10 protein-coding genes are annotated in these 16,546 nt (G+C 43.2%); 7 read left to right on the top strand and 3 right to left on the bottom strand.

Annotated elements, in window-relative coordinates; genetic code table 11:
• The first annotated feature begins 7 nt into the window (after positions 1-7).
• From A3860_RS05080 to A3860_RS05065, 4 genes are all read left to right on the top strand, one after another.
• Complete coding sequence (locus A3860_RS05080) at positions 8-2,440, top strand: serine protease family protein (protein WP_081145464.1); 2,433 nt, start codon at positions 8-10, stop codon at positions 2,438-2,440.
• Between the two features lie 12 nt (positions 2,441-2,452).
• A complete protein-coding gene (locus tag A3860_RS05075) occupies positions 2,453-4,849 on the top strand; it encodes a hypothetical protein (protein WP_081145463.1) in 2,397 nt (798 codons plus the stop codon).
• Between the two features lie 1,425 nt (positions 4,850-6,274).
• The gene (locus A3860_RS05070; RefSeq protein ID WP_081145462.1) at positions 6,275-7,108 is read left to right on the top strand and encodes an ATP-grasp domain-containing protein; all 834 of its coding nucleotides are present in this window, start codon (positions 6,275-6,277) and stop codon (positions 7,106-7,108) included.
• A 103-nt stretch (positions 7,109-7,211) separates the two neighbouring features.
• Positions 7,212-10,259 carry a leucine-rich repeat domain-containing protein gene (locus A3860_RS05065; RefSeq protein WP_081145461.1) on the top strand — a complete coding sequence of 1,016 codons (3,048 nt, stop codon included), beginning with the start codon at positions 7,212-7,214 and terminating at the stop codon, positions 10,257-10,259.
• Positions 10,260-10,316: 57 nt separating this feature from the next.
• Here A3860_RS05065 and A3860_RS05060 read toward each other — a convergent pair whose 3' ends face one another.
• Both A3860_RS05060 and A3860_RS05055 read right to left on the bottom strand, forming a co-directional pair.
• A complete protein-coding gene (locus A3860_RS05060) occupies positions 10,317-10,811 on the bottom strand; it encodes a DUF983 domain-containing protein (RefSeq protein WP_081145460.1) in 495 nt (164 codons plus the stop codon).
• 3 nt (positions 10,812-10,814) lie between these two features.
• Positions 10,815-11,705, bottom strand: a complete 891-nt coding sequence (locus A3860_RS05055; protein WP_081145549.1) for an AraC family transcriptional regulator — start codon at positions 11,703-11,705, stop codon at positions 10,815-10,817.
• 121 nt (positions 11,706-11,826) lie between these two features.
• On the opposite strand from A3860_RS05055, the gene A3860_RS05050 reads away from it, so the two are divergent.
• The 3 genes from A3860_RS05050 (at position 11,827) to A3860_RS05040 (ending at position 15,269) form a co-directional block, all read left to right on the top strand.
• On the top strand, positions 11,827-13,986 hold the full coding sequence (locus tag A3860_RS05050) for a type IA DNA topoisomerase (RefSeq protein WP_245843478.1): 2,160 nt from the start codon (positions 11,827-11,829) through the stop codon (positions 13,984-13,986).
• A gap of 59 nt (positions 13,987-14,045) precedes the next feature.
• Positions 14,046-14,384: a bacillithiol system redox-active protein YtxJ gene (gene ytxJ, locus A3860_RS05045; RefSeq protein ID WP_081145458.1), complete on the top strand. Its 339-nt coding sequence runs from the start codon at positions 14,046-14,048 to the stop codon at positions 14,382-14,384.
• A gap of 135 nt (positions 14,385-14,519) precedes the next feature.
• Entirely contained in the window at positions 14,520-15,269 is a 750-nt protein-coding gene (locus A3860_RS05040; RefSeq protein WP_216823378.1) for a hypothetical protein, read from the top strand.
• Positions 15,270-15,336: 67 nt separating this feature from the next.
• Here A3860_RS05040 and A3860_RS05035 read toward each other — a convergent pair whose 3' ends face one another.
• Positions 15,337-16,533, bottom strand: a complete 1,197-nt coding sequence (locus tag A3860_RS05035; RefSeq protein WP_081145456.1) for a DUF4998 domain-containing protein — start codon at positions 16,531-16,533, stop codon at positions 15,337-15,339.
• Positions 16,534-16,546: the final 13 nt, after the last annotated feature.

Below are 16,546 nucleotides of genomic sequence, written 5' to 3'. Positions count from 1 at the left end.
TTCTATTATGTTTAACAGTCCCGTTCTGGATGTATGTATCGGTTTAATACTGGTATACCTCCTGTACAGTTTACTGGTTACTATTGTGGGCGAAATTATTTGCAACTGGATCGGGTTGCGTGCCCGTATTCTAAGAGTGTCTATCGAAAAAATGCTCAATGACGGGTATTATGCCAATTTAAAACCGAAGCAATATCGTGGCTTTTGGTACCGTGTACAACGGTATTTCCTGAAAGAGTTCCCTGATTTCAAACACAGTTTTGCCGGTAAATTCTATCATTACCCCGCTATCAAATACCTTTCGATGCGGGCTGGTGAACAAACCACCGTGGTAACCCAAACAAAACCTTCGTACCTGTCGGCTGAAGTTTTTGCCGACAGTCTTATTCAGCTTTTGAAAGATAAAGGGGCGGGGGAAACAGATATGGATAAAGTTCATTTCAGTCTCAACTTCAATACCTACCATATTCAACCCGATACGTTAAGGAACCTCCGCAATATGGCCGAGGTAGCCGGGCCTGATATCAATGTGTTTAAGGAGAAATTAAAGATCTGGTTTAATGAAACACAGGACAGAACGACTGGTTGGTACAAGAGTAAGTTACAGCTTATCCTTTTTGCATTGGGGATCATTATTGCCATTATATTCAATGTAGACTCCATCAAAATAGCGCGCATATTGTCGAAAGATAAAGACGCACGTAATCAGTTGGTGAGTATGGGCATTGCGCTCGCCAAAGATTCTGCACGGTATGGTAAGTTTACCGGTTCACCGGGCGATACGGGGTATGCGCAAAATATTCTCGACAGTGGATATGCGCATGTATCAAAAGACCTTCACGATGCCAACCTGGTGCTGGGCCTGGGTTGGAACCTGGATACCCTGCTACAAGCACACCAGGTTGAATTGAGCAGTGAGGACAAAGCCTTTGCCCTCGTTGCAAAAGATGCAGCCAGGCTGAATGAGCTGCAACAGAAATTCCATACCAAACAAACTGATCTGGTAAATGATCTTGAAAACATTGATAATACCCGGGAATCGTTGAAGGACCTGAAAGTTAAATTACTGACTGTTCCCCTAACGGATACCACTACCGTTCAAAAGGAAATTGATGCAGCGCAAAAACAATTGCAAATTGGCCTGGAAAGCAAGTCGAGGGATTCGCTTTCCCTGCAGGTAACCGGCAAGCGCATTCGCGACATACAGCGCAGTATAAATGCCGCCACCGGCAATGAATTTACGATCATTAAGTCTGTAACACGGGAAGAACGGGAAAAGAAAAGCTTTTATGTGGTCAGCGGATCTTGCAAATACAGTTTTTGGGGAAGGGTAGGGCATTTTTTTGCTACTGTATTCTGGTATGGCCTCCCTGGTTTTGTAATAACAGCATTGATGCTTTCGCTGGGCGCCCCCTTTTGGTTCGACCTGTTAAAGAAACTGGTTTCTGTAAGAGGTGATGGTGTTAAACCCGAAGAAAAACCGGTGAAGAAAAAAGAGACAGAACAACCTGCTGTAACAGCCGGAAATAAACCCCAGGAACAACCAGCCAATGTTGAACCGGTAGGTGACGTCATCGATGAAGCGCTGAAACTGTATGAAAAGGTGATCAAAAGCATACCTGGTGTAAAAACGGTTTTCAAAGTTGTTGACAGAAAAACAAAACAAAAACAGCTGCAGATAAATGTAGATACTGCTGGTACAGCCCAGGAAGTGGGCAAGAAATTTCCAACCTTGTCGGTGGGCTCCATTCAACTGCAACCGCTGATAGTTGTAAGCGGTACGCCCCAAACCCATCAGGGTAATGTTGGTACCATTGCTAATAAATCGGGAAGAAATGGATTTGGGTCACTTGGCTGCATTTTGCGAAGGACCGATACCAATTCGCTGCATATGCTTTCCTGCTGGCATGTTTTGAAGGGAGATACCCTGTACGACACCAGTGATAACCTGGATATAATAATCGATAATGAAGAGGAGGATTGCGCCCAACGTTGGGCCGGCGGCATTAAAGCCCAATTTGATTATGGCCTTGCGCGGATCACTACAGAGGGAAATACGTTTAATACAACCCTGAAACAGAAATTGAAATTGAATGGGCCTATAAAGTTCCGGGAGCTGACCACGGCCAATATTGAAGATCAGATTGAGGTGCAGTATTACGACAGTCTTAACCAAACGGTACGTACTGGATTCATTTTTGCGAATGCCCGGGAAACGAACGTCAACTACCTCGATAAAACGAGGGTCATTAACGACTTACTGCTGTTGACAAACGACGATGAGCGAACCATCAGCAATCCCGGTAATTCAGGTTCCATTGTATTTGACAAAAAAAATGGGGCTGCAATTGCTATGATCATCAGCGGCGACCTTAAATATACGTATGCAGTGAAGCTTTCACACATATTCGACATTCATACAGAAATGATAATTGCATAAACACAACCAATTATGAAGATCAGATCTATACTTACGGTGTTAATTGTTATTAGCACGTGCCTTTCTCATGCGCAGGAACTGAACCTGAAAATAAAGGGGACAGAATCACGAAAGATTGTATTGGAGTTTAATGGCAACCCTTTGCCGGCCGAAAATGCTGCAATAAAGATAGATGATATAAAGCAGGTGGAGGTAACCTCAAGCGCTCCTGCAGCAGTTAAGATCAAGGTCCTGCTTTTTAATACAGAAGCGTCCCAGGATACAATAACGCTGGCGCCTGGTCAAACTACCAAAATTGCAAACAGGCAGGTAGAAGGAAGTAATTTTAAATTAGCCAATAAGGTGGGAATAAGGGTTTTGTTAAATGGAAAAGTGGAGAAATCATTTTTTATGCAGGATAGCAGTGCTGGTGGTGCCGTTAATAGCGGTGGTACCGGTAACGGTGGCGGCAACCCGACTGCTGTTTCCGGGGAATATCAGCCCGGGTCGTTTGTGTACGATGCAGTTACCCTGGCTGATAAGAATACCAGCGTGGTCCTCAAACTCAAGATCCTTTCTTTTTATGCGAATGGTGAAGGTGCCGAACAGTTAGGTGAATTTTATAAAGACAATAAGTTTTTGGATTCATTGGTACGTGCGGTTGCTGGTACTAATCTTGTTCAGGGTAATCTCTCGCTGAACGGGCTATTATCTTCAGTAGGCAATGCCGATGTTACAAAGTTTGCTGATGGATTGGCAAAGTTTATTGTAGCAAGAAGCAAGGAGGAATTGAACATCGCTTTTTTCAGGAAATTTCAGGAATTTATCCGTGCTTATCCCGAAGTACAGGTGGTGTTTCCCACAACTTATAAATTTCTGATGGATATTTATTCCTATCAATATGCAGCTATGCTGCCGGCATTACGGGCGGGGTTTCAAAAAGACCTGAATGCATTTTCAAAAAACCTGATCGCGTTACGTGATCTCAGTGCTGCTGATTGCCCCACAGATAATCAAAAGTGTAAAGACCGGTTGACTGCCATCAACGTTTTTTTAAACAACAACCCGGCCGGACGTGGTATTATTGCAGGTTTAATTGTAAGCAATAATATTCTGGAAGGCAACAATGCCGCGGAAACATTGAATAACCTGGCCAACGACCCGGTATTTCAGCATAGTGAGGAAAATGTATCGAACATAGTTCAGTTTACCAATCTCATTTCCCAATCTATGGTCAGTCATGAAGCAGGAAGGGTATGGGTTACCAAAACAGAGATCGGTAATCTGTTAAAAAATGAGGCTGCCATCAAAATATACCTCGGGCTTGTTTTTAATGCCGATAAAAAAAGAGGAGCAAATAATATCCGGTTCAACATCGGCAACCCAGCCATTACAACAACCCTGCAGCAATATATCAATAATCTCCACGACAATTGGGCTTCGCTGAATTTTCGGTTCAGGACCGACTTTGGCTCGATCGCCAATTCAGCAGCCAGCGTATCTTCTCTTACTGATAATATAACTACCAGTGAAGCGAAGGGGCAGGAGTCATCTATACTAATTTATGCCAATTATGCTTCGGCTTTGTCTACTTTTCTGAAAGCTTCCATCCTGTTTATTGGCGATGCAAACCTGTTTCCCGGTTTCGAAAAGTTAAAAGACGATATGCTGCATTTTACGCGCATTATTGATCCGGCCACAGATGCCTGTTATGATATAAAATCGCAAAACTATTCGGCCCTGGTGATGCACACTTCTGAAATACTGGCCGAAATATTGGATTCGAATTATACTTTCAAAGAGGAGTTTATAAGGTATGGCACTTTTATGGCGAATGTAGTGGAAGCCAAAAACTCCGACGAGGTTAAAGAAGCCATTGAAGCCATTGTATTGCCGGTAGGAAGTGCTTCCATAAAAAGAGAAACTGACTTCAATATTGCATTGAACGCTTATATTGGTCCCTTTGCCGGAACAGAGTACATGCCTGTTTTAAAGAAAAAGAAAGCTTCATTTGTAACTGGATTAACTGCGCCGGTAGGCCCGGCATTCAGTTGGGGTAATTTAGGCCGGAAAGGACAGCTCCGCAGCAATGGTAGAGAGATCGGTGGTAAAAGTATAACGCTGTTCGTTCCTTTGATAGATATTGGCGCTATGGCGGCATTCAGGTTAGGAGATGACAGCAGCAATGTAGCATCTGAGGTAAAGCTTAAGAACATCCTGTCGCCCGGTTTGTTTGTATATTATGGTTTTGGTAAATGCCCCATTTCTTTGGGTTTAGGTGGGCAGTTAGGGCCGCAACTAAGGGGTGTCAATGCAAAGGATATCAATGTAGACAAAAACTATTATTTCCGGTTCAGCATATCGGTTCTCGTGGATATTCCATTATTTAATATTTATACCAAGGCAACCCCAAAAACCTGTTGTCAATAGGGGAATGTGGTTGATTTACAGGTTGATAGTTAAAAGAGAGGCGGGTAAGACCACCCTGAAAACCTGAATTTTAGAAAAAATAATATGGTCATCCTTTAGTCAGTATCGAAGTTCAACTGTTTTAATAAGTACACTAATCAGTACTTTGACTGAAAGCCCCGATGTTTCCACACCGGGGCTTTTCTAATTTTAAGGTGTATGTGTTACGTTAACCTGGCATACGATGGATGTATTATGAACCGTTGATTATTCCCTTCGCTCAGAACCCTTCCACATTGACCCTTTACTATCCTGCTCCATCCTGTTTGCATGTGCCGGAGATAATTTATAAAATCAGCTGAAATGCGCGCCTGTGGCCGGTTTTGCAAATTTATAGCAACGTTAGGCATAATAAAGTTGTGAAAAACATGACTATGTAAGTGTTGGGCTGTGATGTATTTTTACATCATCAACAACGGTAGTACGGTAAAGCGGTAAAGAAAGAGCAGAAAGCTACCCCGAAGCAAAAGCTTCACACAATTCAGGCTTACGTTTTTTTTCATATGGCAAGCAATCGTTAGAGGTCGGCTGTTTCTACAGTAGACCTTTTTTTATTTACTCCCCAGCCTCTCCCGACTAGTCGGGACTGGCGGAGGAACTAGATCAAGTCAAATACCTGGGGATTTGGGGAACCATAACATAACATACTTTATTATTTGGCAGCGTTGAGGTATTATAAGGCAAGTAAAAGTATTTTCTTCCGGTATTTAAGTGAATAAACAGGTAAATGAGTGCACTTGCGCCTTAAAAAGTCAACTATTAATGATATTAAGTGAACTGTTTCTGAAATCAATGGAGCTACAATAAAAAATGATGTACAAATAGGAAAAAAACGTACTTCTGGCATCCCGCGATCAACTTCAGCTAAAAAGTAATTAACTACAAATGAAAAGATGTTACAACCGGCAAAAAGTAATTATCTTTTCTTTAAATGATGTTAATTCTGATAAAAAAAATTATCTCCAATGCAAATGATGTTATAAGGGCCCACTCTGATGTTATAGCCCGGGAAAAAGTAATTATAAACCGGAAAAAGTAATTATCGTCTTCAAAAAAGTAACTATCTCCCATTAAAAAGTAAGCATCGTCCCCAAAAAGTAACTATCTCCCGGCAATATGTAATTATCGGCCGCAAAAAGTAAATATCTCCCTGTAAAAAGTAATTATTGGCCCCTCAAAAGTAAATATATCCCGGCGAGTAAATTATCGTCGAAAAAAACCTATCTCGAGACAAGTTTTCATGATTTAACTCTAAAGCTTGTGTAAACTATATAAAATTACCTCTTTCCAAATTGGGATATCCGCATTTTTCCCAGGCAACTTCATTTAATTAATATTTACAATTGCCCGGTCGAAAATCAGCTTCCAAATTAATATTTTTAACCTATGAAACCTAACTATAACAATATACAATGGATGATCCAGAAAAATTTGACCAATGTGGATGATTTGCTCGCATTAAAGCAAAGCTGCGACAGCATTGAAGTAAAGTATATTGAATTTGATATTATCCCTTTTATTGGGCAGTTACCTGATTTTGATAAAAGCAGGCATAGCATATTTTATGGGTCTACCACTATGGGAAAGCTGGTTTATGAGAACGACAGCCTTAATAAAGGGTTCTTTTTTAATGATCAGTCATTTTCAATCGCTAATTATTTTGATCATTGGCGCCGGCATATGTTGAATTATGGTGCTTTGGTAACGTCTTTCAGCGAACTAATGTCAAAGGAATATGAGCTTGATAAATTACTTTTCATCAGGCCCGATGATGACAGCAAGTCCTTTTCAGGGGAAGTGAAAAAGTATGGAGAAATAAGAGAATGGTACGAACGATTAAAAATGTTCGATAACACCAGTTTGTCTTTAGACAGTAAAATAATAGTGTCGGAACCGTACCAGCTGCGCTATGAATGGCGGCTATGGATAGTGAACAAACAGGTAGTGGCAGCTTCCAAATACCGGGAAGACTTCAAACTTAAAAAGGAGCGGGGCTGCCCGCCAGCAGTCATACAATTTGCTGAGCAGCGATGCCGTGATTATACGCCCCATGATATTTTTGTCATGGATATTTGCAAAACTGGCGATAGTTATTATATTGTAGAATGTGGATGCCTGAACAGTGCCGGCTTTTATAATGCAGATATTGGCGCCATTGTTAGTAGTGTTACGGAATATTTTTCGGGAATGGTGGGCGGTAGAAAAATTACGTCCTTTTGATCAGTAATTAATTTGGCATAATTAATGTTTATTCCTGCCAGTCAATACTTTAGGAATAAAATTTCCGTTAGGAAAAAGAATCTAAAACCTCCTTTGAAAACAAATGTCACAGTACAAAATTATCACCGAGAAAGATGCCATCACGCGTTTTCAGCTGTCAAATTATATTCGGGGGAAATATGGCAACAAAGGTAAATACCTGTTGCTGGAAGGAAATGTTGAAATGCCCCAGGACATAAATATCCAGAAATTTTGTGCCGAAGCCGGCGCCAATGGCATCATTGTAGATGGTAATCTTACGTTAACCGGTGTCCTGTATCAACCGGATATGGATTATGGTGAAACCTTGTTTGTGACCGGCGACCTGCGCGCCAAAAGCATTAATAAAGGCGGGGCTGAATTCTACATCAAAGGGAACCTGATCGTTGAGCAAACCATTTATGGCTATTATAACCACGGCAGCCTGACTGTAGCGGGCAATACAGAAGCCACTACCATTTTTGCCGAAGACCATTTCTTTAAATTCGTCGGCGATGTACAGGGACTGATCATAAATACCGGTAATATCGATGGGGTAGAGGCTGATTTTAATACCACGGAGCCACTGCTCGACGAGCTCATCAAAAATGATCATTACAGCAATAGTGGAAAGCTGGACCAATACATTAATGAAGGCCGTCATATTATCAGCGAGCAATATATAAAAGGCAAAAGGCAGCGGGTGTCATTCGACCCCGCCACTACTATAACAGCAATACCCCAACTCATTAGTAATGGGGAAGCAAAACAGCGATTCCACCTTGACCAGTATGACCCATTTGGTGATATGGGTTTTAACAAGGTGATATTGCTGGATGGCGACACGTATATTAACGGAGACCTAAACAACGATTATACAGAAAATACCTTAACTGCGTTGGGCGCAGATGCCGATACCGACAGTACCCTGATCCTGGTAAATGGCAACCTTACAGTAGCAGGAACTATAAGTCCATCTGATGGGTGCTTCCCTTTTTTACTGGTATTGGGGAATGTTACCTGTGACGTACTGCAGAGTTATGATGAATGTATTTATATCACCGGGGATGCTGATATTACTTATGCGTTTGACGGCAATTATAATGATGGCAGTATCGTAATTGGCGGTAATACAAGGGTGCCCTTTGTATTGAATTCAGATCACAGCTCAACCATTACGCCCCAGGGAGCGATATTGATCAATTATTATGACGATCGGGATGATTTTTTTGAATACGATTATACAACAAAGGATTTTGAAAGGGTGATGGTGTCAGCTGTGTTTGATGCAAAAATGAAATTCAATCCTGTTGCATTTATTGAGCTGCTCAAAGCGGGCAAATCTCCCCTGAAAAAGGGGGCGCGCCCTGCCCGCCTGATCCTGGAAGAGGAATTGGAACAACTAGGTAAAGTGAATACGAACTTCCTGGAGTTAGACCTTACCGACAGAAAACTGAAAGAATTTCCCCGCACGCTTACCAGGCTCACTTCACTCAAAAAACTGGTGCTTAATGAAAATCCCGTTGAAAGCATTCCTGCAAGTATAAAAGACCTGGTTAGCCTGGAAGAATTGCATTTGGAAAAATGCAGTCTAAAGAGTTTGCCGCCTGAAATTGGGATGTTGCCCAACCTGCGGGTATTGAATGTAGCCTACAATGGCGATTTGGTGTTACCGGAAAGCATCAACCGGCTTTCTTCGCTCAGAATACTGAATGTTTCGTATAATGTGGGTTTGGGCCTGCCGGCATCAGTAGCTGAACTTACCAACCTCGAAGAATTAACGTGTTACCAGTGCAGTACCGCAGCACCTGTTGATTTCCCTGAAGTGATTACACAACTAACAGGATTGAAACGGTTGAACATGGGTAGCCTTTCAATAAAAACAATCCCGGATAGTTTTACTAATCTGCAGAACCTGGAAGAGTTGAACCTGGATGCCAGCCTGTGTTACCTGAACGAATTGCCTGATCTGTCGAAATTGAAAAAGCTGAAAACCCTGCATGCTGATGGTTTGATCAACTTCACTACGCGGCCTACTCCAAAGCAAAGTTTACTGAAAGCGTTTTTTAAGATCACCAGCCTGGAAACATTGTATATTGACCGTCACGGTGAACGAAATGAGAAGTTCATCAAAATGGATCAGTTTAAAGAAATAGAACAAAACCTGGCGCATGATCCGGAACGGTTAGCTGCATTTGTTTCCAAACTATCCATTGTGCCCAACATCATACATGGCGACGGAAGAAAAGGGATCGTACGGGAAGCGTTGAAAGCGGAGCACCTGGAAGGGATCTCCAATTTGCAAAATCTGAAAGTCCTTGATCTTTCTTTTAATGACCTCACCACATTGCCAGAAGAGGTTTATGCATTGAAAGGATTACAACATTTAAATCTTCGATACAACCGGCTGCCAACGAGCGAGCGGTTAACGATCAGCAAAAAACTGCCGGGTTGTACGATTGATTTCCGCGATAACCGGATTGATAATGAAGTTACCGATAGGGAAGATGTGAAGCAATGGCAGGCGATGAATAACCGTATGAAGGAAGCCAACATCCTGATGAATGCCAAAGATGACCGGGAAAAGCTGTTGCAATCATTGAAGGTATACGATGAGGTGCTTGCATTTTTTAGTTCGGGCCAGGTAGTTGATGAATACAATCTCTTATATGCAAACTATGGTAAAGTGTATGCGTATAGTTATTTAACCTCCAATCATAAAGCATCCTTTTCACCGGCTGATTTACTCGAATTGAACCAGGCCGCTATTAAACAGGGGCTGCATACCCTTGACCTGGTTCCCGGAATGATCTGGCATTATACCGACCTTGGTAAATTTCATGAGGAAGTGACCCGCATAACTGCCAATTCTGTAGCCTGGCAAATGCATGTGATCTCAGATAAGCAGGAGGACCTGGAGAAAGCGTTGGAGATCATTTTAAAAGGCGTTGCTTATATTGAAAGCGAGTCTCATTATTATATTCATGACACACAGGTAAGAATATTGTTAAAGCTTGGCCGAAAGGAAGAAGCCTATCAGCTTGTAAAAAGGATTCTGACACTCTCTCCTGATTTTGGCGATTTTCAGGATATTAAAGAGGATGCGACGTATATGGAGTGGGTGAAGAAATAAATTGGCGGGGCAGGCTTACAAAGCCATGTCCCCGAAATCCAATATATGGTAGTTACTTTACCAGTTCCCTTCCTGTGCCTCATTCAGCCTTTCGAGTGATTGCTCAGGTTTCACCCGCCAGTTATTATCATAGCGAACAAAGAACGCCAACCAACCGGTTCTGCCCAAACGCATTAAATAAGGCTGCGCAGCGATCAGTAAAATTGAATTAAACGTTAACCAGTAAAAGAAACGGTTGTCGTTTACGGAGAATCCGATCAATAGCCACCAGGCTACACAGGTTGCTACACTTAATGCCACAGTAACAACATAGCTTATATAGCTGGAACCATAATAGAAGCCAACTTCCAGATTGAATAGTTGCCCGCAAACGGCGCATTCTTTTTTCATCTTCATGGTTTGCGTCAATACATAAGGATTTTTATTTTCAAACATATCGCCCCGCCTGCATCGTGGGCATTTACATTTCAGCAAATTAATGATGCCAGGTTTTTTATCTGCTGTTGACGATATGCTTTCATCCTGGTTATTTATTTTAATTGCGGTTTCCATATACTAGCTATTTTTTTTAACATGTTGATGTCTGAATATTTCGGGAGTTACCCCTGCATATTTTTTAAAGTACTTTGAAAAGTAGGAGTTGTCCATAAACTCCAGCTCTGTGGCTATTTGGGCAATGGTGAGCCTGGCATTCACCAGCAACCGCTTTGCTTCCAGCAGCACTCTGTCCCTGATGAGCTCACCGGCCGGCCGCCCCGTTACATCTTTACAAAGGGCATTCAGGTGGTTGGGCGTTATATATAACATGGCTGCATAATCTTTGGTGAGCTTCTTCTCTTTATAATGCTGCTCTATTAATTTTTGAAAATTCCGTAACAATACCTGGTTGTACTGATTCTGTTGCCGGTCGCTTGCTGTTGCAGGAATGCGACTAACCAATATGAACAATTGCACCAGGGCAGTGCGGGCAAAATCATCTTTGAATTTGGCATTTGAGAGGCCTTCGCGCACGATCGCTTCCAGGGTGGTTTCTATTTCCTGTTTTGCATTTTCAGGTATGGTGATCACCTGTTCCTGGGCAATGCCGGAGAAGAAGATGAACTGATCGAGATACCGGGCGTTGGTAATAAAACCGTTCAGGTACTGTTCAGAAAAGTTGACGATAAACCCATCGGGCTGGTCTGCAAAATTCCAGCTGTGTACTTGTCCGGGTATCATAAAATACAACTGACCGGCCTCTACAGGAAATTCAATAAAATCGATGGAATGACTACCCGATCCTTTTGAAAAATATACCAGCTGGTAAAAGGAGTGCTTGTGCGGGAAACGCAGGTTCTTATGCTCATCGAGATAATGCGCAAAATGATCGGTCATAAAGTCTTCGGGCGAAGGCTTCGACTCATTCAAATTGCTTATGCCATAAACCGGCAGCACTTGCTTGGTCATTTCATCTATTTGTAGCACAAAGCTATAAAAGGTGTACCACCACAAGGGGTGTTTTTTATGGGTTTTATGGTAATATTTACTGATTGTGGCAATAACCGTGGCTGCCAAAAAAATACGACATTTGCCCACTTTTACAACTATGAAGGTTTGCATTGCAGAAAAGCCCAGTGTGGCCCGAGACATTGCAGCGGTTATTGGGGCCAAAGTACGTAAAGACGGGTATTTTGAAGGCAACGGGTACCAGGTTACCTGGACCTTCGGGCATTTCTGTACCCTGAAGGAACCCCATGACTATACAGAGCAATGGAAATACTGGCGGTTGGAAGACCTGCCCATGATACCGCCCAGCTTTGGCATCAAGCTGATCAATAACAACGGGGTTGAAAAGCAATTCAGGGTCATAGAACAACTGGTGAACCAATGTGAGGAGGTCATCAACTGTGGTGACGCCGGCCAGGAAGGGGAATTGATCCAGCGCTGGGTGCTGCTTAAAGCGCAATGCCCGGCCCCTGTTAAGAGGTTATGGATCTCCTCCCTTACAGAAGCCGCCATCAGGGAAGGCTTCCAGAAGCTGAAGAACGCCGATCAATACGACAACCTGTATGCGGCCGGCAGCGCCCGGGCCATCGGCGATTGGCTGTTGGGGATGAACGCCACCCGCCTGTTCACCAAAAAATTCGCGCAGGGCAAAACCGTGCTCTCTATTGGCAGGGTTCAAACCCCCACGTTGGCGATGATCGTGGCGCGGCAGAAGGAGATCAATGCGTTCGTGTCGGAAGAATACTGGGAATTGAAAACCATTTACAGAGAAACAGAATTTACGGCGACCATCGACCGCATGAAGGTGCTCGACAGGGCGCAAAAAGGCCTGGCTTATCTGAAGGAACATCCGTTCGAGATCACTTCCTTTGAGAAAAAAGAGGGTAAAGAAGGTAATCCCCGCCTGTTCGACCTTACCGCCTTACAGGTAGAGGCCAATAAGAAATATGCTTATACTGCCGACGATACGCTGAAATATATCCAGAACCTGTATGAGAAGAAGATGGTCACTTACCCAAGGGTAGATACCACTTATCTCTCCGAAGACCTGCATCCAAAAATTGCCGGCATTATGCAGGACCTGACGCCTTATGCGGCTTTGACGGCGCCGGTTCTGGCCAATCCTATTCCCAAATTGAAGACGGTTTTCGATGACAAAAAGGTGACCGATCACCATGCTATTATTCCTACCGGCGTATATCCTTCCAATTTGTCGGCGGAAGAAAAGCGTATATATGACCTGGTTGCCCGGCGTTTTATTGCAGCTTTCTATCCTGAATGTAAAATATCAAATACCACCGTATTGGGTAAGGTAGGGCAGGTGCCCTTTAAAGTGACGGGAAAAGAAATTCTGGAACCGGGCTGGAAGGAAGTGTATGCCAATGATGCGAAGTCGAAAAAAGAAGAAGAGGAAGAAGAAAAAGTGCTGCCGGTATTCGTGGTAGGGGAGAGCGGCCCGCATACGCCGAGGGTACATCACGGTAAAACCACTCCACCCAAACCTTATACCGAGGCATCCCTGCTACGAGCCATGGAAACTGCAGGCAAACAGGTAGACGATGAGGAAATGCGCGAACTGCTGAAAGACAACGGTATTGGCCGCCCTTCTACCCGCGCCAATATTATTGAAACGTTGTTCCGCCGGAAGTATATAGAGAAACGTAAAAAGAACATTTTTGCAACCCAAACCGGCATCGATCTAATTGATACTATTCAAACCGAGCTGCTGAAAAGTCCTGAGCTCACCGGTATCTGGGAACGTAAATTACGCCAGATAGAAAAGGGCGAATATGCCATTGAGACCTTCAAACAGGAACTCATTCAAATGGTCATTGACCTTACGGTAGAAGTAAAAACGGCTACGTATAAGGCTATTACCGTTGCTGCAGATCAACCGGAGAAAAAAGAAAAAGAGAAAGAAGAAAAAACAAAGAAAGAAGCAAAGCCTAAAGAACCCAAAGAGCCGAAAAAGGCGATGGTTATTGAAGAACAGCAATGTCCCAAATGCAAAGCGCATGTGCTGAAGAAAGGCAATACAGCCTACGGCTGCGCCAATTTCAAGGTGTGTGGTTTCAAGATACCGTTTGAAGTTTTTGGCAAAAAACTCACTGACAAACAGATCGCCGATCTGTTAACCAGGGGTAAAACCGGAAAAATAAAAGGGTGGAAACTTGCCGGCGCCGCTAATGAAACCGAAGGCAAACTGAAGTTGAATGAGGCGTTTGAGCTGGAGGTGGAGTAGGGGATCCTTTTGGAAGCTAAAGCAGATTATGAATCCGGGATATTTTGTATTTTTGCCTCATGAATAGTTGGAAACCTGTCACAGAGAAAGAACATTTCTTTACCCTTCTGGAAAACTCGGCCGAAAAACCGCAGATCATCTTCAAAGACAGCACCACTTGTGGCATCAGCGCCTATGCAAAGCATAGATTAGAGCTTGGTTTTCAATTAATAGAAGGCAAGGCCGATTTCCATTACCTCGATTTACTGACTTTCAGGCCTGTCTCCAATCTTATAGCCCAGGAGTTGCGGGTTACCCACCAGTCGCCACAGATCATCCTACTGAAAGACAAACAGGTGGTATACACCTCTTCCCATAATGCCATTGATCCGGCTGTAATTGCCCGGCAATTGTCATAATGGCAAACGCATAGCTGTACACTTATTCCCCAAAACTGCACGAAAAAGGGCTGAAACTGCACGCTTATTAGTTTGGCTGGCATGAATCCATAATTTTTTATAGTTTCGCGCCGGTCAATCTATACCCCTATGCTCATGTTAAACAAAGCTTCTGTTGCTACTCTATGCTTACTGGCTCTTGTTACATTCAATACAGCCTGTAAAAAAGATTCAACCAGCAACGCTCCCCGTAAATTAAAAAGTTATACCGAGGATGTATCAGCCCTGGGAGTAGGGCATACCGTGGAGACTTTTAATATTACCTACGATGCTCAGGGCAGGATCACCAGTGTGGTCTCTACTACCAAGCCTGGCCACAAGCTGGTTTATAATTACATAAATAGCGATCAATTCACTTTTGACAGGATCGAGGACGATAAAGTTACCTTGCACAGCACTTATTATATTAATGCCGAAGTTTCGAAGATCGACAGCGTATACCAGTATAATATCCGGAAAGACACTTTATCGGTAAAGTATCTTTATAACAGCGATGGGCAAATCATAAAAGAAAAGGAATACCTGCATTCTTATCTTATTCCCAGCCCGGTATGGGTTAATACGGTTAAATACCAGTATGATCTGCAGGGAACGCTTACCAAGAAATCAGATGATTATTATGAAACTTCCTACCGCTACGATGCTGATTATAAGAATACAGTTCAGCTGGAACCGTTTTATTTTCCTGTTCAGGAACAATTGCCTACACATACATATACCCAGCGTTTTGGAACGCTGATTACAATTGTACATACGTACACATTCGATGGCGACAAAAGGCTGATCAGCGAAAAAGCGGTTTCGAGCGATGGAATAACAACCATCAGGAATTATACTTATCTGTAAGCCCTAAAAAAATACCCCGGCATAGGGTTACCGGGGTATAGGGTACGGGTATGAGACATATAAAACACTAAGGGTAACGCATCAATCTAACCTTGAAGGCTTTCATGTAATTTCCCTCGGCAGTCATTCCTGCCTGAAGTCCGATCGCAACCGGTGATGAGCCGGTCAAGGTGAATGAAAGGGTATTGTCGGTATATTTGTTTATCAGTGTATATGCCAGCGCCTGCGCAGGTACATTGCCTATATCGGGCAGGGAAGTGCCTTGTGCAACGGTGATGTATTTGGTGCCGCCGGTACTACAGTCGCCTGCAGTTACTATTAATGCATATTTTCCGGCTGGCAGGGTGAACGTCTGGTATATTTTGCCGTTAGGGATGGGTGTCATGCCCCACCAGGCTTCCAGCGACAGCGCTTTGGAAGGAAGCCAGCCAGCTGCGTCGAGCCCACCGATATTATTTCCTCCGTTGCGCACATCATCGGTTGTGGTCCAGTCAGCAGGTGTTTGCCAGCGGCCGTTACCACCGTCTGAATTGGCAAAATTCGTTCCTGCATTTTTAATGTAAAAACTGGTAATATCTGCTTTTACTTCCACATCCTGGTATTTGCTGTAAAACGTGTCAATGGCCAGGGAATCGGGTAAGAACAACGTGCGATAAGAGAACTTTGTACCATACTGGTAATTGGTAAGCACGGTTCTGGTATCAGTGCGTTTTACAAACAGCTTCTGCAGGTTGTTCGATTTGTCGGTATACTGCAATTCACAACCCAATGCGCCGGTGCTGGCGTCCAGTACATTCCACTCAAGGCTAACAGAATCACCAACAAACAGCCCGTCCTTAATGGTTCGGTTCAGCAACAGGCTTCTATACACATCTCCATACACTCTGCCAGTGATGGTCACAGCTACAGAGCGGTTGCCATATTTGTCGAATGTGACAAGGGTATAGGTTTTTACGCCTTCTTCCATTTTATTCAGGAAGGCCTTTATGGTATCAACATTGGGCGTACGCGTTATGGGCAGCTTGAAAGAATCTGCATAGTTGTTCCAGTAAATACGCAGTTCTGTTATTTTAGGGTCTGCTATGAGCAGGCCCGATAACATAATTCTGCCATCGCCCGGATGCGCTTTTACCGAGTCTATTTTTCCGGCATAGGTAATGCTGCCCGATGAAAGATATTTATCCTTGTAATCGTCCATCTTTCTGCAGGCCGCGGTTACAGCTATAATGCCCAGTATTAAAATATATGATCTTCTTATTTTCATATTTTCAGATTGA

Source organism: Niastella vici (assembly GCF_002077945.1).
Classification (GTDB): Bacteria; Bacteroidota; Bacteroidia; order Chitinophagales; family Chitinophagaceae; genus Niastella; species Niastella vici.
This window is presented reverse-complemented; position numbering and strand designations above follow the sequence as displayed.